This window comes from Acinetobacter soli (genome assembly GCF_000760595.1).
Lineage (GTDB): Bacteria > Pseudomonadota > Gammaproteobacteria > Pseudomonadales > Moraxellaceae > Acinetobacter > Acinetobacter soli.
In genome coordinates this window covers 160,535-180,372 of the sequence record NZ_BBNM01000005.1, presented here as the reverse complement: position 1 = coordinate 180,372, position 19,838 = coordinate 160,535, and the positions used below count along the sequence as shown (strand labels likewise).

The 19,838-nt window shown below is 45.4% G+C and carries 17 protein-coding genes; 9 read left to right on the top strand and 8 right to left on the bottom strand.

Annotated elements, in window-relative coordinates; genetic code table 11:
* Positions 1-22 precede the first annotated feature (22 nt).
* Positions 23-1,102: a 3-isopropylmalate dehydrogenase gene (gene leuB / locus Aso01_RS08160; RefSeq protein WP_004932704.1), complete on the top strand. Its 1,080-nt coding sequence runs from the start codon at positions 23-25 to the stop codon at positions 1,100-1,102.
* 202 nt (positions 1,103-1,304) lie between these two features.
* Positions 1,305-1,691, top strand: a complete 387-nt coding sequence (locus tag Aso01_RS08155; RefSeq protein WP_004932706.1) for a lysozyme inhibitor LprI family protein — start codon at positions 1,305-1,307, stop codon at positions 1,689-1,691.
* A 67-nt stretch (positions 1,692-1,758) separates the two neighbouring features.
* On the opposite strand, the gene infA is transcribed toward Aso01_RS08155, so the two are convergent.
* On the bottom strand, positions 1,759-1,980 hold the full coding sequence (gene infA, locus Aso01_RS08150; protein ID WP_004920223.1) for a translation initiation factor IF-1: 222 nt from the start codon (positions 1,978-1,980) through the stop codon (positions 1,759-1,761).
* Positions 1,981-2,208: 228 nt separating this feature from the next.
* Between infA and Aso01_RS08145 the strand changes: the two genes are divergently transcribed.
* The gene (locus Aso01_RS08145) at positions 2,209-3,216 is read left to right on the top strand and encodes an AraC family transcriptional regulator (RefSeq protein WP_004932709.1); all 1,008 of its coding nucleotides are present in this window, start codon (positions 2,209-2,211) and stop codon (positions 3,214-3,216) included.
* Positions 3,217-3,275: 59 nt separating this feature from the next.
* Here Aso01_RS08145 and truA read toward each other — a convergent pair whose 3' ends face one another.
* The 4 genes from truA to asd form a co-directional block, all read right to left on the bottom strand.
* Positions 3,276-4,088, bottom strand: a complete 813-nt coding sequence (truA, locus tag Aso01_RS08140; RefSeq protein WP_004932711.1) for a tRNA pseudouridine(38-40) synthase TruA — start codon at positions 4,086-4,088, stop codon at positions 3,276-3,278.
* A gap of 2 nt (positions 4,089-4,090) precedes the next feature.
* A complete protein-coding gene (locus tag Aso01_RS08135) occupies positions 4,091-5,071 on the bottom strand; it encodes an asparaginase (RefSeq protein WP_004932713.1) in 981 nt (326 codons plus the stop codon).
* A 42-nt stretch (positions 5,072-5,113) separates the two neighbouring features.
* Positions 5,114-6,238, bottom strand: coding sequence for a T4P machinery localization factor FimV (gene fimV / locus Aso01_RS08130; protein WP_004932716.1), 1,125 nt, complete (start codon positions 6,236-6,238; stop codon positions 5,114-5,116).
* 219 nt (positions 6,239-6,457) lie between these two features.
* Positions 6,458-7,576 carry an aspartate-semialdehyde dehydrogenase gene (gene asd, locus Aso01_RS08125; RefSeq protein ID WP_004932718.1) on the bottom strand — a complete coding sequence of 373 codons (1,119 nt, stop codon included), beginning with the start codon at positions 7,574-7,576 and terminating at the stop codon, positions 6,458-6,460.
* A 182-nt stretch (positions 7,577-7,758) separates the two neighbouring features.
* Between asd and Aso01_RS08120 the strand changes: the two genes are divergently transcribed.
* Both Aso01_RS08120 and gltP read left to right on the top strand, forming a co-directional pair.
* On the top strand, positions 7,759-8,871 hold the full coding sequence (locus Aso01_RS08120; RefSeq protein ID WP_004932720.1) for an endonuclease/exonuclease/phosphatase family protein: 1,113 nt from the start codon (positions 7,759-7,761) through the stop codon (positions 8,869-8,871).
* A gap of 821 nt (positions 8,872-9,692) precedes the next feature.
* On the top strand, positions 9,693-10,991 hold the full coding sequence (gene gltP / locus Aso01_RS08115; protein ID WP_004932722.1) for a glutamate/aspartate:proton symporter GltP: 1,299 nt from the start codon (positions 9,693-9,695) through the stop codon (positions 10,989-10,991).
* A gap of 44 nt (positions 10,992-11,035) precedes the next feature.
* Here the strand turns inward: gltP and Aso01_RS08110 are convergent, their stop codons facing one another.
* The 3 genes from Aso01_RS08110 to Aso01_RS08100 form a co-directional block, all read right to left on the bottom strand.
* Positions 11,036-12,142: a glycosyltransferase family 4 protein gene (locus Aso01_RS08110; RefSeq protein ID WP_004932724.1), complete on the bottom strand. Its 1,107-nt coding sequence runs from the start codon at positions 12,140-12,142 to the stop codon at positions 11,036-11,038.
* 26 nt (positions 12,143-12,168) lie between these two features.
* Positions 12,169-13,104 (bottom strand): LpxL/LpxP family Kdo(2)-lipid IV(A) lauroyl/palmitoleoyl acyltransferase, encoded by a 936-nt coding sequence (gene lpxL / locus Aso01_RS08105; RefSeq protein WP_039909735.1) that lies wholly within the window; start codon positions 13,102-13,104, stop codon positions 12,169-12,171.
* 209 nt (positions 13,105-13,313) lie between these two features.
* Positions 13,314-15,215 (bottom strand): ATP-binding cassette domain-containing protein, encoded by a 1,902-nt coding sequence (locus tag Aso01_RS08100; RefSeq protein ID WP_004932728.1) that lies wholly within the window; start codon positions 15,213-15,215, stop codon positions 13,314-13,316.
* A 34-nt stretch (positions 15,216-15,249) separates the two neighbouring features.
* Here Aso01_RS08100 and Aso01_RS08095 point away from each other — a divergent pair, with 34 nt between their 5' ends.
* The 4 genes from Aso01_RS08095 to topA all read left to right on the top strand — a co-directional run bounded on the left by Aso01_RS08095 (position 15,250) and on the right by topA (position 19,769).
* Entirely contained in the window at positions 15,250-15,495 is a 246-nt protein-coding gene (locus Aso01_RS08095; protein ID WP_004932731.1) for a SlyX family protein, read from the top strand.
* A 37-nt stretch (positions 15,496-15,532) separates the two neighbouring features.
* Positions 15,533-16,531 (top strand): hypothetical protein, encoded by a 999-nt coding sequence (locus tag Aso01_RS08090; RefSeq protein WP_004932733.1) that lies wholly within the window; start codon positions 15,533-15,535, stop codon positions 16,529-16,531.
* Positions 16,532-16,641: 110 nt separating this feature from the next.
* Entirely contained in the window at positions 16,642-17,091 is a 450-nt protein-coding gene (locus tag Aso01_RS08085) for a hypothetical protein (RefSeq protein WP_004932736.1), read from the top strand.
* 32 nt (positions 17,092-17,123) lie between these two features.
* On the top strand, positions 17,124-19,769 hold the full coding sequence (topA, locus tag Aso01_RS08080; protein WP_004932739.1) for a type I DNA topoisomerase: 2,646 nt from the start codon (positions 17,124-17,126) through the stop codon (positions 19,767-19,769).
* The last annotated feature ends 69 nt before the right edge of the window (positions 19,770-19,838 follow it).

The window sequence follows — 19,838 nt, the reverse complement described above, 5'->3', positions numbered from 1 at the left end:
ATATTTAGAAATGGAAACGTTCATGTCGAAGCAAATTTTAATTTTAGCCGGTGACGGTATTGGCCCTGAAATTGTAGGGGCTGCCGAGCAAGTGCTGAGCGCAGTCAATCAAAAATTCAATCTTGGTTTAAACTGGGAGCATGGTCTACTTGGCGGTGCCGCCATTGATGCGCATGGCGAACCGTATCCTGCCGTAACCAGCGAGCAAGCAAAACAAGCAGATGCTATTTTACTTGGTGCGGTAGGCGGACCGAAGTGGGATAGCATTGAACGCTCTATCCGTCCAGAACGTGGTCTGTTAAAAATCCGTAGTGAACTGAATTTATTTGCTAATTTGCGTCCTGCCATTTTGTATCCGCAGCTTGCAGATGCCTCTAGTTTAAAGCCTGAAATCGTATCTGGGTTAGATATCCTGATTGTGCGTGAATTAACTGGCGGGATCTACTTTGGTCAGCCGCGCGGTATTCGCGAACTTGAAAACGGCGAAAAGCAAGGCTTTAACACCGATGTCTACAGCGAATCTGAAATTAAGCGCATTGCAAAAGTGGCTTTTGAGCTTGCTGCACTGCGTGGTAGCAAAGTGTGCTCGGTCGACAAAGCCAATGTGCTTGAGGTAACGGAGCTTTGGAAACAAACCGTAAGCGACCTTCAGCAAGCGCAGTATCCAAACATTCAGTTGTCCCATATGTATGTCGACAATGCAGCAATGCAACTGGTACGCGCACCAAAGCAGTTTGATGTGATTGTAACCGGTAACTTGTTTGGTGATATTTTGTCGGATGAGGCGGCCATGTTGACCGGTTCAATCGGCATGTTGCCATCTGCATCTCTAGATGAGCAGGGCAAAGGCATGTATGAGCCATGTCATGGTTCTGCACCGGATATCGCAGGGCAAAATGTGGCGAACCCATTGGCCACGATTTTATCCGTAGCTATGATGCTCCGTTATACTTTCCGTGAAGAAGCTGCTGCAAAAGCCATTGAAGATGCCGTAGGGCAAGTGCTTGATCAAGGCTTACGTACGGCCGACATTATGTCTGAAGGTATGCAGAAAGTGGGTACAGTTGAGATGGGGCAGGCCGTGGTTGCTGCTTTAGCTTAAAATAATTAGGCTCAAATAAAATCTGAAAGTAGATGTCTTGATCAAGGCATCTACTTTTTTTATTTTTGAGTACAATGAAAATAAAATAGTGTGCTAACTTAAATAAAAAATGCGTCTTAAAAAAGTCGATAAGATGCTGAGATCACTTTTTATAAGTACAGTACTCGTAGAATAAATGACAAAAAGGAATGAGGCTTTGACTATGAAATTCAATTTAAAACTTTTATCTGCTGCCGCATTTTTAGCGGTATCAGCTACATCGTACGCAGACAACTGTGACAATACACGCAATAGCTATGATGCAGTTCACTGTGCCAATAAGGTATACGTAAATGCAGATCGGGAATTAAATCAAAATTATCAACTACTGCGTAACAAATTAAATACCCAGCAGAAAACGATTTTAAAACGTTCTCAATTGGCTTGGATTAAAGAACGAGATCAAAGTTGTTCTGGTGATTCAGACGTCGGGACCGTCATTTATACCAACTGCCAGCTGTCTAAAACGCAAGAACGTAACTCTTGGATTCGTGAACGCTTACGTGAATGTAAAACGATTGGTTGTAAAACATCTGCTTTAAGTGATTAAAAGTAAAACTGTTATAAAAAAAGCCACTGACAGTAGAGAGTGGCTTTAGTGCATTCGCTAAACGTGTTTAACGTGCGCGGTACGTGATACGACCTTTACTTAAATCATAAGGTGTCATTTCAACTTTAACGTTATCACCCGTCAAGATACGGATATAGTGCTTACGCATTTTACCAGAAATGTGCGCAATTACTTCGTGACCGTTTTCTAAACGTACACGGAACATCGTATTAGGAAGCGTTTCGGTGACAACGCCTTCGAACTCAATGAGTTCCTCTTTATTGGCCATAGCCTACCTGATGATCAAATTGGAAAGGCGCAAATTATAGGCAATTTTTTTCGAAAAAACAAGCCATAGGCGGTGATCTAATCGGCGTTCCACTTGGGAATACAGGTCATTTGAAACAAAAAAAATCTACAAAAATGACCTGAATTGAGTTGTCACTTTGGTCAATCGACGCTAATCTAAATTGAGAGTTTTAAGTATAAATGAAGAACATACAAGGAAGGGCGCCGCGTGGGTCAGCTAACAGATGCATCGGTTGTATTACGGTTTGGCTATCAAGCGATTCGTCGTGCTGGATTGCCAACCGAAGAAATTTTAACAAAAGCGGGTGTGGCACTGAATCAGGTCGATGCCAATTCGAGAACGCCAGTCAGTGCCCAGTACGCATTTTGGGTTGCGGCAGAAGAAGTCAGTAAAGATCCAGATATCGGTTTGCACTTAGGCGAGCATTTGCCGCTGTACCGTGGGCAAGTCATTGAACACTTGTTTATTAGCAGTGAAACCTTCGGTGAGGGGCTCAAACGCGCTTTAGCCTATCAGCGTCTGATTAGTGATGTATTTCATGCCAAGCTGGTGGTTGAAGATGGGCGCTGCTATCTGACCAACGGCGAGCAAAAATTTGCCGACTCAATCGTCAACCGTCATTTTTCTGAATGTGCAATTTCGGGCGTTTTACGATTTTTTAAATTTATTACCGAAGGTGCCTTTCACCCGATTTTTATCGATTTTAATTTTAGTGAAGGCGCGCCAGAAGACGAGTACTTCCGAGTTTACGGCTGTCCGGTCAGTTTGGGGCAGAAAGAAACCCGACTTTACTTCGATGCCGATATTTTAAACTATCCATTATGGCAAGCCGAACCAGAACTGTTGCAGCTCCATGAGCAGCTTGCCATTGAGAAGCTACAAGAACTGGCACGTTATGATCTGGTTGGCGAGGTACGCCGTGCCATTGGTTCAACTTTAGAAAGCGGTGAAACCACACTAGAAACAGTGGCTGCGCAGCTTAGCATCACCCCACGGCGGTTAAGAACCCAGCTCAGTGAAGCCAATACCAGCTTTCAGCAAATTCTGTCGGATTACCGCTGTAGACTTGCCAAACGGCTATTGGCCAATACAGGCGAAAGCGTTGAACGGATTGTCTACCTGACTGGCTTTTCTGAGCCGAGTACTTTTTATCGTGCATTTAAACGCTGGACCAACGAAACACCAGTAGAGTACCGTAAGCGTAAACAACGTTAAGCGACCCATAAAAAATGCATCCAAGGATGCATTTTTTTTAAGCTCAAGAAGATGCTTGATTAAAGATCGGCCATTTCATCGGGTAAGTTGAGCCAGTGGGGCCCTAATGGAGGATTTGGTAAATCAAATTGTTCAGGGTAATAAGCCTGAATGAAATACAGTCCATCGGCTGGTGCGGTTACACCTGCTGCCTTACGGTCTTGTGCGGCAAACATGGTATCGATATGGTCGATCTCGTAGCAGCCTTGACCAATTTCGAGTAAACAGCCCATGATGTTGCGCACCATATGATGTAAAAATCCATCGGCTTGAATATCTAACACCAAATAACGGCCATGGCGGATCAAGCGGCAATGACTCAAATGGCGAACGGGTTGCTTGGACTGGCAAGCGGCTGCACGGAAGCTCTCAAAGTTATGCGTGCCTTCAAACTTACGCGCCGCCACCATCATTTTTTCGACATCTAGCTGCTGATGCACATGCGTAACTTGTTTGTGTAACAGCGCAGGACGGTTCGGTGTATTGTAAACCACATAACGGTAGCGGCGTGCCTGCGCTTTAAAGCGTGCATGAAAGTCTGTACCGACCTCCTTGATCCACTGGATCGAGATGTCTTTGGGTAACTGGCTGTTGGCTCCCCTTAACCAACCTTGTTCAGGTCGAATGGCATTCGTATCAAAATGAGCCACCATATTGGTGGCATGTACGCCGGCATCGGTTCGCCCTGCGCCATGCAATAGAATTGGCTCGTTGGCAATTTTACTCAGTACCGTTTCAAGCGCTTCTTGAAGACTGGGTACACCGGCCTGTTGGGTTTGCCAGCCACGATAATGCATTCCACAAAATTCAATGCCGATAGCAAAACGTTGCATGATTAATCCTCAGCCTTTGTGGTGGTATCCCAGTGTCGATACCAATCTTCAGCATCATCATACTGTAAGTAAAGTTGTAGCAGCTTGGCATACAGATCGGCATGACCATGCGTGGTATTGGTGGCAATGCCTGCACAATGTACCCAGTCACTAATGGCATAGCGCTGATCAATTTTGCCGAAGGTGACTTGTGTGGTTAACACCACCAGACAGCCTTGCGCACGTAATTGTTGAAACTGCGCCAGAATGGCGTCATTGACCGCAATATTACCGGTTCCGAATCCTTGTAAAATTAAAAAGTGCGGTGGTCGCTGTGCAATATTTTCAAGTTGCTGTGCCAAGTGCGCTGGACGCACAGGTTGATGCATCAGATTCACAATGGCCAGTTCATCGGCACGTGCAATCATGGCAGCATCTACAGCCATCGCATTTGTGACCGTATCACAAGGTGCATCGGCCGAGACACCGGAAAATGCATCCAGCTCAGTTGTATGGGTTTTAAGAACGGTTTGACCGTGAAAAATTTGATGATGAAAGGCCTGATAGGTACCGCTTTCTAAACGCTGAACGCTCTCTAATGCTAAGTATAAATTCTCGATCGCATCGGTAAATTCACGTGTATCGTCGCCTGCAGTGTTAAGTAGCGGATACTGACTACCCGTGATCACCACGTGACAGGTTTGTCCCAAAAAGCGTGCCAAAGTTGCAGACGCGTAACTCATGGTATCGGTCCCGTGAATCACCACAAAGTGTGTATAGCCCTCAAGCTGCAGTCCCTGAATCTGTTGTACCAGTAACAGCCAGTCTGCGGCAGTGCAGGCGCTACTATCTTTAATTGAAGGGGCTTTAAAACAATCGACTGCGTATTGTGGTGGAAGAATGCGTTCTAATTGGGGTTGAAAGGCATCATAGGGCATTGGTGCAAGCGGTTCACCAATACAACCAAAGGTTCCACCCATATAAATTAAGGCAATTTTATTCATGTTCAAACCAGCAGTCCCGACAGACTGCTTATGTTAGAGCGATCAACTTGAAGATGCTATTCGATTTAACAGTTTTTTTGAAAGATCACGCTGCTCTTGATTAAATCGTGCATCATTTTTCTCGAGTAAAATGCAGGCCGATTCAAAAGCACCCAGCTCGATATATTGCTGAGCCAGCTCTAGATCGAGTTGAACTTCATCGATATCTGCCAGTTCCGGAAAAGCCTTAACCAAAGGATCTTGAGGCTTTATGGTGACTGGCGTCGCTATTGTGGTCGCAGTAGATAGTGCTTCGCTTTCAGCTTCGGCTCCATCAAGCTCAGCAAAAACCACTTGAGGGGTAGAAGAGGCGGGAGAGGTAGAAGATGACGATGATACTTGAGCAGTTGCGGCTGCGTCATCCATTGGAGCCAGTTTCAGTGTCGAGGCGGTATTCGTGAGTTCTACAGCAGCAGGCGCTGTCTGCTGTTGTGTTTGTTTTGCAGGCTGCTCAGCTTCAGGCGTTGATATTTTTGGCACTGATGCAGGTTCTACATTGACCTGAACTGGCGTTGGTGGCACAGGCGTATTCAGTTTGAATTCTAGCGCCTGATTGGCCTCCAGAATTGGCTGAGGCTCAGGGGTGTGTTGTTGTGTAGGTGAAATCGTCGTATCGACTTTATGCTCAACGACTACATCTGGAATAGGTGTCTGCTTTGACGGAGTAACTATGTCGGTAGATGGAGTTTCCGTTGGAGCAGGATTCTTTTGTGCAGCTTGATAGCGCACTTGAACTTCTGCAAGCACCTCGTGTAACTGACGCTGCTCAAGATTTTGAAGGAGCTGCTTCACCCCAAGCTCATCCTGCTGACGCAGATGCAAATCCAGTAAGTAAAAATAGAAATGATGACGTGAAGGATCACGATTGAGCGTCTGATTGATCAGTGCCTCGGCAGCCGAAAGATGGCCAATCTCAATCAACTGTTCAATACGATCCTGAATATTGGGGTCAATCGTGGCGGGAACAAGACTCTCAGCCACTGCAAACGGCGCGTGATGAACGTGTTCATGACCTTGAGCTATAGGGGCTTGCACCTTTGATGAATGCGACGCTTTTTTTTGATCTTGTCGTTTTTTTAAGATGATCGCGACGACCAGCAAAATGATAAATGCAATCACGTATAACACAGTTTTCCCCTGAAGCACGCGTGATACTGGCTGAGGATATTCGACCTTGATCCAGCATAAATTTTTTAATGTTTAGTTGAGAGCTAATTTAGCGTTTTTTGTGAGGAATGTCATACCCTTTTCTGTGCAGCAGGTAATTTAGGTAGAGCCTGCGCTGTATTTGGGTTCGACCAAATAAAAAAGCCAGTCAAATGACCGGCCTTTTGATCAATGCTGCAATCAAGCAGCTTTATATTCAATTAAAATACGCAACATGCGGCGTAGCGGCTCGGCAGCACCCCAAAGCAACTGATCGCCCACAGTGAAAGCACCGAGATACTCTTTGCCCATATTGAGTTTACGTAAACGACCCACTGGAACAGTCAGCGTACCTGTCACGGCCACTGGTGTCAGGTCAGTCATTGACGCTTCACGTGTGTTTGGCACTACTTTTGCCCATGGGTTAGATTGACGAATCATATCTTCGATTTCATCAAGCGGCACATCTTTTCTGAGCTTGATGGTCAATGCCTGCGAGTGGCAACGCATGGCACCAATACGAACACAGTGACCGTCGATCGGAACGATTTGTGCATTCCCTAAAATTTTGTTGGTTTCAGCTTGGCCTTTCCACTCTTCTTTAGACTGACCGTTATCGAGCTGTTTGTCGATATACGGAATCAAAGAGCCTGCCAGTGGCACCCCAAAGTTGGCTTTCGGGAAGTCATCACCACGCTGTAACTGTGCAACACGGCTGTCGATGTCTAAAATCGCAGAGCGTGGGTCGTCCAGTAAGTCTTTGGTGCTGTTGTACAGATAACCCATACCCGTCAACAGTTCACGCATATTTTGTGCGCCCGCACCAGATGCAGCCTGATAGGTCATCGCGCTCATCCATTCCACTAAATTGTGCTGGAACAGTGAACCCAGACCCATCAACATGAGAGAGACGGTACAGTTACCACCCACAAAGGTTTTGGTGCCTTTGCTCAAGCCGTCTTTGATCACATTGGCATTCACCGGATCAAGTACGATGATGGCGTCATCTGCCATACGTAAGGTAGATGCTGCATCGATCCAGTAACCGTTCCAGCCTTCAGCCTTCAGCTTTGGAAAAACCTCAGAGGTGTAATCGCCCCCTTGGCAGGTAATAATGACATCCATTTGCTTCAGACTACTAATGTCTGTCGCATCCATAAGTGCTGGGGCAGTTTTACCACCAAATGAAGGAGCTTCACCACCTGCATTACTGGTAGAAAAGTAAAATGGCTCAAAATGAGCAAAATCATTTTCTTCAACCATACGTTGCATAAGGACGGAACCAACCATCCCGCGCCAACCGACCAGACCTACTTTCATGTCACTTTGCCTCGGTGCGTTAAAAAATGTAAAAGAGGGGCTTGAGTGTATCAAAAGCGACCACAACTGCAAGTATTATCCAATTAAAACATACCCTTTATTGTGAATAAATTTATGAATGTGCTACATAGAGAGACGCGAGATAAAAATAAATTCAAAATGACAAGGTGGAACAAAACGTGATGCTTTTTTTGGAAGTTTGTGCGGTGCTGGTGATCTGGCTAACGTTTTGGTCATTGATCCCACGAGATGAGTGGTGGATTCGAGGCGCCGACTTTCCACGTCTGCAAATTTTGGCACTAGGCGCTGTGGTTTTATTGGCTTATGCGCTCTGGGATGCACCCTGGACGCTGCCACGTGAACTCATTTTAATTCTTCTGATTGCTGCAATTGCCTATCAGTTGAAAATGGTACTGCCGTATACTTTTTTATGGAAAAAGCAGGTATTACAGGTACCGCCAGAGCTACATAATCCGAGCCATCAGATTGCGCTATTAATTAGTAATGTTTTGACTCCAAACCGTCAGTATCATTTATTGATTGATCAGATTCGTAAGCTTAAGCCAGATGTGGTGCTTACGCTGGAAACCGATCAGACTTGGCAAAATGAACTGTCGGTAATTGAACCTGATTATCCGTACCGGGTTGCTGTTCCACTCGACAATTTATATGGCATGCATTTGTATAGCCGTTTTAAGTTAGAGCATACCGAAGTCAAATTTATTCTGAGTAAAGAAATCCCATCGATTCATACCACGGTACGCCTGCCTTCAGGGCTTCCGATTGATCTGTACTGTCTGCACCCTAAACCGCCAAGTCCAACCGAAGCCAAAGATTCGACCCTGCGAGATGCCGAACTGTTGATTGTGGGCGATCAGGTTAAAGATCTAGATCAGAGCTGTATTGTCATGGGGGATTTAAATGATGTGGCATGGTCGCGAACCACTCGATTGTTTCAGCGAATCAGTGGATTACTGGATCCACGGGTAGGGCGGCATTTTGTCAATACTTTTCATGCCGACTATCCGCTGTTACGCTGGTCACTCGATCATGTTTTTCATAGCAATGATTTTGCACTGGTCAATATGCAGCGTTTAGCGCATGTGGGTTCGGATCATTTTCCTGTGTATGTGGTTTTACAAACCGATCGGCATTTTGAACAGCTTCAAGATGAACTTGAAGAAACTTCAGAGGATCATCAAGACGCGCAAGAGGCGATTCAGGAAGGGATTCAAAAGGCACGTGAAGAAGAACAGCTTAGTGCACATGAAGCCAGTCAGCTCTCGAAACCTTAGTAAATTGGATCATTTTGTAGGAAAATGCTTACATTCATTGGCGAATGTAGCCAATAGGCAGCTGTCGTACATCGGGATACTATAACTTCATCGGCACACGGAACACGGGAACGGATCATCCCACTAAGGAAGACGACGCTGATTGGAATGCATCACGGACTTGATGCTGCGATGGACGCAACACAAAACAAGAAATGTCTCGAAAGCACAACCTCATTAACCCGAGTTTTACAGGATGTATAACTCGGGTTGTGTTTATCTGTATTATCCTTTTTCAATCCTATATTTTAATCAAAAAAACATTCTTAAATTTTACCTTTTGTTACAAAAGCAATACATTTATCAAATGTTCATGCTGTTTTTTCATGATCCCAAAATTTATAGGTTTGTGTTTAATTTGTGCAATTAGATACATGGATGACGAATTTACACACTGATTTTGGTTAAAAAAACTACTTAATTTGAATAAAAAAATTGCATAAATCCTCAATATGGTGCATTTTTAGCCCGGTTTTGATTGATAAATGATCATCTGTTTTCTTTTTAAGTTTTTGAAAATATTAAATAAATTGTTATTTTTATCATTTTAAACCCTGTTTTCATCAGTTAAGCCTTGTTTAATAATTAAATCTCAATAGAATGTTGCGATCATTTTATCGCTCACAGTCCGTAGAAACGACTTTATATGCCTAAATGCCATGATGATGATCGCTGAGTTTTTCTAAGATCTCATAAAAAGGAGTTTTACGAACGAACTATTTGTAGAGCAAATGGTTTTCTCCCGTTCTAATTTTGTGCTTGTCACGCATAAGGATTATCTTATGAAAAATTTTAAAATTAGCCTCGCATGGCAAATTTTAATTGCGTTGATCCTAGGGATTGTTGTTGGGGCTATTTTACATAATCAGCCTGAATATAAAGATTTCATGGTAAATAACGTTCTGAAACCGTTGGGTCAGATCTTTATTAGCTTGATCAAGATGATTGTGATTCCAATTGTGTTCTCTACTCTGATTTTGGGTATTGCAGGCGTTGGATCGACCAAAAGTCTGGGTCGTCTGGGTTTTAAAACCATTCTTTATTTTGAAATCATTACTACAATCGCGATTGTTGTTGGATTGATTGCAGCCAATATTTTTCAGCCTGGTGCTGGCGTAGATATGTCTCATTTGGTGAAAGCGGATATCACTCAATATCAGCACACCACGCAAGAAGTACAGTCTCAGTCACATGGCCTGATCCAGACCATTTTGTCGATGATTCCAACCAATATCATCAACTCTATGGCACATGGTGAAATGCTGCCGGTGATTTTCTTTGCAGTGTTGTTTGGTATCGGTTTATCTTCATTACCAACCACCACCAAAGAGCCATTATTGCATGTGTTTCATGCCGTATCTGAAACCATGTTCCGCGTGACTCACATCATCATGAAATATGCGCCAATTGGTGTGTTTGGCTTGATTGCAGTGACCGTTGCCAACTTTGGTTTTGCATCGCTGATCCCGCTCGGTAAGTTGGTGGTTTTGGTTTATGCCGCAATCTTGTTCTTTGCTTTTGTGGTGCTCGGCATTACTGCACGTATCTTCAAAATCAACATCTTGACCGTGATGCGTATCTTAAAAGATGAATTGATCTTGGCGTACTCTACTGCCAGCTCTGAAACCGTTTTACCGCGTATCATGCAAAAAATGGAAGCTTACGGCGCGCCAAAAGCGATCAGTAGTTTTGTGATTCCAACAGGCTATTCGTTCAACCTTGATGGTTCTACGCTCTACCAAAGTATTGCCGCAATCTTTATTGCGCAGCTTTATGGCATTGAGTTGTCGTTGATGCAGCAAATTATTTTGGTGATCACCTTAATGATTACCTCTAAAGGAATTGCAGGTGTTCCGGGCGTATCGTTTGTGGTGTTACTGGCAACATTGGGTAGTGTCGGTATTCCACTAGAAGGTTTGGCGTTTATCGCAGGTGTTGACCGTATTATGGACATGGCACGTACGGCACTTAATGTCGTGGGTAACGCCTTGGCTGTACTGGTGATCAGTAAGTGGGAAAATGCCTACGATTTTGAAAAAGCAAAAGAATACGAAGCGACGTTGAACCAGCCGAAGGCTTAATTGACCTCCTTTTAAAAAAACAGGAAGCATATGCTTCCTGTTTTTTATTGGGTTTGTGTCAATTCACGATATAACGCGAGTGTCTGACCACACATTTCATCTAGACGAAAACGATCGACAGGTGCAACCACTTGGGATTGATCCAGATGTCGTTTGATGGCGTCTGTCAGGGCAACCCGATCATCTACTTCAATCAAGCCTTGCGGATATAGGCTCGATAAAATTTCAGCAACACCACCTCGCTTCCATCCCACAACGGGCGTGCCCAAAGACAATGCTTCAAGAGCCGTTCGTCCAAAGGTTTCGGCCTGATTAGACAAAGATAGCACCAGATCGCTGATTGCAAGCCACTCACGAATTTCTGAGGTATGTCCGACAAAGGTAATCTTGTCACGTAATCCTCGATCACGAATGGTGGCTTCGAGTTCATCCAGATAGGCTTTTTTCTTTGGATCTGCACCACCGACCACAATGGCATGTACATCGGGATACTCGGCTTGCAGGTTTTCCATCAATTCAATCAGGGTTTCATGGCCTTTTAGCCGAGTGATCCGTCCCGGCAAACAAATCAGAAACTTGTTTTCAAGTTGTGGAAACAAGGTGTATATCTGATTTATCCACTGTGCCGATGGCTGATAGCCGTGCGGAAATGCCTTTGGATCAATGCCACGATAAATCCGAACAATCCGCTCTGGTGGACACTGCGGATAATGCGTGGTGATGTAATCCACCACACTGTCGGAAACCGCAATCACCTTTTCCGCTTGCGTCATGATGGCGCTGTAGCGATTGATCGAATAGAAGCCATGCACGGTACTCACCAGATGAGGGCGGCTATGTGCTGGCATGCCGCGAAGTGCAAAATGGGTCAGCCATGCCGGAACCCGTGAGCGGACGTGTACAATATCGGGTTGCTCGGTTTGTATGAGTCGACGTAAAGGACGAATTTGCCAAAGACTAGACAATGATTTTTTATGAATAGGCAGGGTAAGATGCGTTGAGCCTTCAGCTTCAAGCTGTGCCACCAGCCGTCCACCATTAGAGACCACCACGGACTGATGCCCTTCCTTAACCAGTGCACGGGCAATTTCAAGTGTGCCGCGTTCTACACCACCACTATTGAGCTCTGGAAGAAGTTGCATCACTTTCATGAAAAGGTCTCATTGGCCGATTGGAATTAGTAGATTTTGTCATATCCATCTGGACGTGTTTTGAAGCGACGATGGAACCACATATATTGTGTCGGTGCAATACGTAGCTGATTTTCAATAATTTTGTTTACGCGTGTTGCATCGTCCACTTCATCTTCACTTGGAAAATGATCAATGGCAGGTTCAATTAAAACATGATATTTCGGATTTCGAATATCACCGTGACGATAAAAATACAAAGGTACAGCCGCCGCTTTGGCTATTTTTAATAAACGACGATGTGCCGTAACAGTCGCAGCAGGCACGCTAAAAAAAGGTGCCATTACGCCTTGCTTCAGACCAAAGTCCTGATCTGGACTGTACCAAATGGCATCGCCGTCTTTAAGTTTACGAATGAGGCCACGCATATCATCGTGATCAATCTGATGTTTATAAATGGTTGCGCGGCAACGATAAATCAGCATATCTAGTAAGGGGTTGTTTTGCGGACGATAAACCACATCAGGTTCAAAATACTGTGCGCACAGATATCCACCCGCATCGAGTAGCGTACTATGTGTTCCCATCAACAACACACCTTGTCCTCTCGCTTGGGCGTCGGTAATGTGTTCGAGTCCTTCAATGCTACAGCGCTGTTTAAACCAGCCGGGGCAGTACCACGCATTCAGGGTTTCAAATACCCCCAGCATCATATCGATAAAAACCTGTCGTGCTTGCTGTTGTACTTCGGCCTCAGACCACTCGGGAAAACAGACTTCAAGGTTGCGAACGGTGGTTTTACGGCGTGATTTGAGATATTTAAATGCAAAATTGCCCAGTGCATGTGCCAGACGCCATTGAACTGCCCACGGTAAAATTGCCAGCAGCATCAAAAATACGATCCCGATCCAGACACCCCAATACTTTGGTAACAAGAAAGACCATTGAAATTGACCGGGGGTATAGGAGGATGGCTGGCTCATACGTGTACAGTAAGTCGTCGCTTAAAAGAACGAGAAGTGTAACATGAACTGATTTTGAACTTGTAGCGTCATGATCATGGGGTTGAAGTGGCAATGGTCTAAACTTTTCCAGAAAAGCAGATGCTCTAAATTGAGCTTGTATCTTGTTTAGTTATGGATAAAAAAATCCTCTCCATCGCGAACGAGAAGAGGATCGTTGAAACTTGGTTTTAATTGCCTTTTGTTAAACTTTCCAGTGCTTCCCAGCGCTCAAGTTTTTCAAGCAACAGCTCTTCAATCTCGGCCAGACGCTCACTGGCTGCTGTTGCTGCTACTGCATCTTTTACAAACCACGAACCATCTGCGAGTTGATCTGAGAGTTGCGTTTGCTCGGCTTCAAGTTTTTCAATTTCAACTGGAAGTTGTTCAAGTTCGCGCTGATCTTTAAAACTCAGTTTCACTTTTTTCTGCGCGGGAGCGGTATTTGCTGCGGCTTTGGCTTGGGCTTTTTTCACATCTGCTTTTTGATCGACCACTGTCTGGTTCGGACGCTGCATTAAATAGTCCTGATAGCCGCCGACATACTCTTCAATACCGCCTTTGCCATCAAAGACCCATGTTGAGGTGACGACATTGTCCATAAAGGCACGGTCATGACTGATCAGCAGTAGGGTCCCTGTATAGTCTGCCAGCATTTCTTCGAGCAGTTCTAATGTCACCATGTCCAAATCGTTGGTTGGCTCGTCCATGACGATCAGGTTCGATGGTTTAAGCAGTAACTTGGCCAGTAAGACACGATTACGTTCACCCCCCGATAATGCTTTAACCGGCGTACGCGCACGTTCTGGAGAAAATAGAAAATCTTGCAAATAACTGTAAATGTGTCGACGCTGACCGTTTACATCGACAAAATCTGACCCTTCAGAGACATTGGCCATCACCGATTTTTCTAGTTCAAGTTGGTTACGCAACTGGTCGAAATACGCGACTTCGAGTTGAGTGCCGGTTTTGACTGTCCCTTCATGCTCAAGCTCACCCAAAATGGCTTTGATCAATGTGGTTTTGCCTACGCCGTTATCACCAACCAATCCAATCCGGTCACCGCGCAGAACCACGGCAGAAAAGTCATGAATCAATGGCTTTGTATCATAACTCACGCTCAAGTGCTCAATATCAAACACCAATTTGCCCGAGCGCTGAGCATCCTGAACACCCATGGCGACTTTGCCTTGTTGGAAACGACGTGCCTTCGATTCTTCACGTAATGCCTTTAGGGCACGAACACGGCCTTCGTTACGAGTACGACGTGCTTTAATACCCTGACGAATCCAAGCCTCTTCTTCGGCGAGTTTTTTCTCAAATAGCGCATTTTGCTTTTCTTCGGCTTCAAGTTGCTGTGCTTTTAGATCAAGGTAACGAGAATAGTTACCTTCATAGCTACGCAAAATACCACGGTCTAGCTCGACGATACGTGTGGCCAGACGATCGACAAACGAACGGTCATGCGAAATAAACAGTAAGGTCAGATTGTTTTGTTCAAGAAGAAACTTCTCAAGCCACTCAATACTTTCTACATCCAAATGGTTGGTCGGTTCGTCAAGGAGCAAGATGTCAGGTTGAGTCAGTAGGGCACGAGCCAGCAATACACGACGCTTACGACCGCCTGAAAGATCGGCCAGATCAGCATTCGGATCGAGTCCCATCTTGCCTAAAATGGTATTGACCTTGTTTTCAAGCGCCCAACCATCGAGCTGGTCAAGTTTGTGTTGTAAGTGGCCCATCCGGTCACAGGCGTCCATATCACCCAGCACACAGGCATCACTGGCTTCATGATAGGCTTTGAGTACCACCGCCGCTTCGCCAGCCCCATCGGCTACAATGTCGGCCACTTTACCTGAATCCATCGGTACATCTTGCGCCAGCATAGAAACAGTTAAGCCATTTTGAATGGAAACTTCACCACGGTCGGGCAAGAGACTTCCCTCAATGAGCTTAAGTAAAGTAGACTTACCCTCACCATTACGACCAATCAAACACACTCGTTCGCCACGTTCGAGTACGAAGTTCGCGCCGTCGAGGAGGGCAGGTCCACCAAATGCAAGTTGGACATCCCTTAAAGTAATATAGGCCATAATGTTTTCCAGAATCCCAAATGAGGAGAGTTAAATGACTAAACCAACAGAGTCTGATGATCATGCGTCATTTTCCGCACCCATTGAAGATTTGCAAGTCCGAATTGCATTTTTAGATGAATTAGTTGAGCAATTAAATACACAGTTGGCTTTACAGTCACTTGAAATTGCTGATTTGAAAAAACAAATGCAAATTTTATATCAGCGTGTCGACGCCTCCGATTTATCTGAAGGTATTGCGCCTTTCGACCCGATGACCAATAAGCCGCCACATTATTAAGTTTAACCTGACACCTTTTGCCCCAAAGTGATCTGAAATGAAAAGTATTCTGCTCATCGATCTGGAAAAGACCTCCATTCAGATCGACCTTTTGCGTTCATATATTGAAAATGATCAGCTGATTTATGTCTTTAATTTACGTGACAAACTCACCTGTAATTTGCAGGCGCTCACGGAGTTAGCGAGTTGGGTCAGCAGTGGGCAACTGGTGGTACTCGACACACCAACACATACGGCTAAATCTTCAGCCTATGCCTTGCTTGCAGGACAGTTGCTGGCACTTTTAGATCCAGAAGCATCGATAGAGCTCCAGTCGAAGCATTCAGCCGCAAATGAACTGGCGGAGTTGCTGCGCGCAGCGGGCAAAACAGTTGTTACACAAGATACTGCGCGTCTAGAGGCGAACAGCAGTGCGATGCCGGCTGCACATACTGTGGCCGAACAACCGGCTTTATTACAAATCAAGCGCTACTGTGATGCAATTGGTCAAGCTCCCGATCGTTTACCCTTGACCATGGACGCCCTTAAAAATTCGATTGCCAATATCTTAAAACTCAGTGCAGATCAGGTGCCGCAAGTTCTGGCGCTGCTGGTGAGTTTGAAATTGATTAAACGCGATCAAGGGCAAGTGCGCTTTCGCAAAAAGATGCTAAAACAATGGATAGCACTTGAACTTGCGTCTAGCACAAAGACTCAGCCGCCCGAGGTACAGCCGAAGAAAAGCCAAGCCCATAGCGCGATGCCACAAGTGGTGGTGGGGGATGTCGATACCATCATGCAGTTTTTAAAAGAACAGCAGGCGCCAGCCGAAGGACCTTTTCCGCCGTCTTTAGATGAGTTGCAATGGCAGGCGTTACAAAAACTCCATGAACTCAAACTGGCACGGCCCAAAGATATTTTCAGCTTACGCGATATGTTGCAAGACTGGTTTCCCAAAGCCAATATTCATCATCTTTTGAAAGGGTTAATGGATAAGGGATACATTCAGTTAGATGATGATCAGCTACATTATACAGCCCAGACATTTATTCACTGAACGCATTCGTTTTACAGGCCATTGCGCCAGCTTAAGATGCTTTGCATGAAAAACTTGCGTTTTATGTTGCGCTTATGCAACTCTAATAAAAGAGTAGAACAGGGTTAACTATGGAACATTTAGGATTATGGGTTACGATTATTATCGTGGTCTTTGTATTGGGCTCAATTTTTGGCTTGCGCGTCAGTCCGCGCGAAAAAGCGTTAGGATTGATGCGTGACAAAGCGCGTAAGATCGGACTGCATCCACGTCTTGTTCCAGCCCCTGAGTGGACAAAAATTCCGATGGCCTCTGAAAACCGTGCCAGTATGGTCGCCTACTATAGTGTACTGATTCCAGAAGCGCGTTTAGCTCTAATGCGTGCGCGTGTGGTGGACAATCAGCTCAATGTCGTGGCTGGCGATACTAAATTTAATCATTCCACCATTGCATTAAAAGGGATTTATGCTATTGATATGCAGGCAAACTGTGTCGGCGTGTACTGGGATGAAGAATCCGATCTAAAAGCAACACAACTTGACGAGATGAAAGCGTATTTACTTAAGCTCGCCGAAGTCTAAACATTATTAATTCACAGGAAAAACAGTTTATTATGGCGAATGCCCCTCGATCCGCAAGCAAAAAGAGCACTTCAGCATCTTCAGAGTCTGCTGCGAATAAACGTGCCTTAGTGATTGTGGAGTCGCCTGCTAAAGCGAAAACCATCAACAAGTATTTAGGCTCTCAGTACATTGTAAAGTCTTCGGTCGGCCATGTGCGAGATTTGCCGACAGGTGGTTCAGCCAAATCAAGTGAAAAAAAGCCAGTCAGCCGAGCCAAACTCAGCGCTGAAGAAAAAGAGAAAAAAGCTCAAACGGCCTTGATTAATCGTATGGGAGTAGATCCCGAGCACGGTTGGACGGCGCAGTACGAAGTCTTGCCAGGCAAAGAAAATGTCGTGGCCGAGCTGAAAAAACTTGCTTCGCAAGTCGATGAAGTTTATCTCGCAACGGATTTGGACCGTGAAGGAGAGGCGATTGCATGGCATTTAAAAGAAGTGATCGGTGGCGACGAGAGTCGTTATCAGCGCGTGGTGTTTAACGAAATCACTAAAAATGCCATTCAGGAAGCATTTAAGCATCCCGCACGGCTCGATACCAATAAAGTCAATGCTCAGCAAGCGCGTCGCTTCCTAGATCGTGTGGTTGGCTTTATGATTTCGCCCTTACTGTGGGAAAAAATTGCACGTGGCTTATCTGCCGGACGCGTGCAGTCGGTCGCGGTTAAGCTGGTGGTTGAGCGTGAGCGTGAAATTCGTGCTTTTATTCCCGAAGAATACTGGCAGATTTTTGCCGATACGCTATCTAAAAAAGATCAAATTCGCTTAGAAGCCGTTAAACAGGCGGGCAAAACGCTGAAGCTGCGTAACAAAGCAGACACCGATGCTGTTTTGAAGCTGCTTCAAGATGCCGAATATAAAGTTGCACAGCGCGAAGACAAACCGACTAAGGTCAATCCAAGCGCACCGTACATCACCTCGACCTTGCAGCAGGCTGCCAGCACACGTTTGGGCTTTTCAGTGAAAAAGACCATGATGATGGCACAGCGCTTATATGAGGCTGGTTTTATTACCTATATGCGTACCGATTCGACTTTTTTAAGTGATGATGCGGTGAATATGGTACGCGAGCATATTCAGCAACAGTTTGGCGACAAATATGTTCCTGCCAAACCAAACCGCTATGGCAACAAAGCTGGCGCACAAGAGGCGCACGAAGCCATTCGCCCATCCAATGTAGCACTGACAGGTGACCAACTTGCAGGAATGGAACGTGATGCGCAGCGACTTTATGATCTGATCTGGCGCCAGTTCGTGGCATGCCAAATGACGCCTGCTGAATATCTGTCATCGACGCTTACGGTCGATGCCAATAATATTGAATTACGTGCCAAAGGCCGTACCTTGGTGTTTGACGGCTTTACCCGTGTTCGTGGTGCCAACAAATCCGACGACGACGTGTTACTGCCTGCGGTAAAAGTTGGCGAAACACTCAAACTTGAAAAACTCGATCCAAGTCAGCACTTTACCAAACCGCCTGCGCGTTTTACCGAAGCCTCTTTAGTTAAAGAACTGGAAAAACGTGGGATTGGTCGTCCATCGACCTATGCGGCGATTATCTCGACCATTCAGGATCGAGGCTATGTCAAGCTGGAAAATCGTCGTTTATTTGCCGAGAAAATGGGCGAGATTGTGACGGACCGACTCGACGAGAGCTTTAACAACCTGATGAATTATGCGTTTACCGCAGATTTAGAAGGTCAGCTTGATAAAGTCGCGACAGGCGAACGCAACTGGAAAGAATTGCTCGACAGTTTTTATGGTGATTTCAAAAATCGTTTGAATACTGCTGCCAGCAATGATGGCATGCGTCGTAATCAGCCGATTGAAGTGCCAGATGTGGCCTGCCAATTGTGCGGTCGACCAATGCAGATTCGTACGGGCACCACAGGCGTGTTTTTAGGATGTTCTGGTTATAACCTGCCACCAAAAGAACGTTGCAAAGGTACCCTGAACTTAACCCCTGTGGAATCGTTGGCTGCATTTTCCGACGATGATGCTGCTGAAACAGCAGATTTGATGGCCAAACATCGCTGTGCAAAATGTGGCACCGCGATGGATAGCTACGTGATCGATGGTGGCCGTAAGCTGCACGTATGTGGTAACAACCCAGATTGTGACGGCTACGAAGTCGAAGAAGGCGAGTTTAAAATCAAGGGTTATGACGGCCCGACCATCCCATGCGATAAATGTGATGGTGAAATGCAGCTCAAGACGGGACGTTTTGGACCATACTTTGCCTGCACCAGCTGTGACAATACCCGTAAAGTATTGAAAAGTGGTCAACCTGCACCTCCGCGTGTAGATCCGATCAAGATGGAGCACTTGCGCTCGACCAAGCATGATGATTATTTTGTCTTGCGTGATGGTGCTGCGGGCTTATTTTTGGCAGCCAGCAAGTTTCCAAAAATTCGTGAAACGCGAGCGCCAAAAGTGGCTGAGCTTCGCACGGTGGCCGAGCAACTCGATCCAAAGTATCAATATCTTTTGGATGCGCCCGATGCAGACCCAGAAGGTAACCCGACACTGATTAAATTCAGCCGAAAAAATCAGGCCCAGTACATCGGATCTGAAACACCAGAAGGTAAACAGACCAAATGGAGTCTGGTGTTTGAAAAGGGTAAGTGGATCGAAGCCTAAGTCCAATAAAAAATGCGAGCAAACAGCTCGCATTTTTTTGCTGTGTAGCTTTGCAAGCGGTGCGAGCCA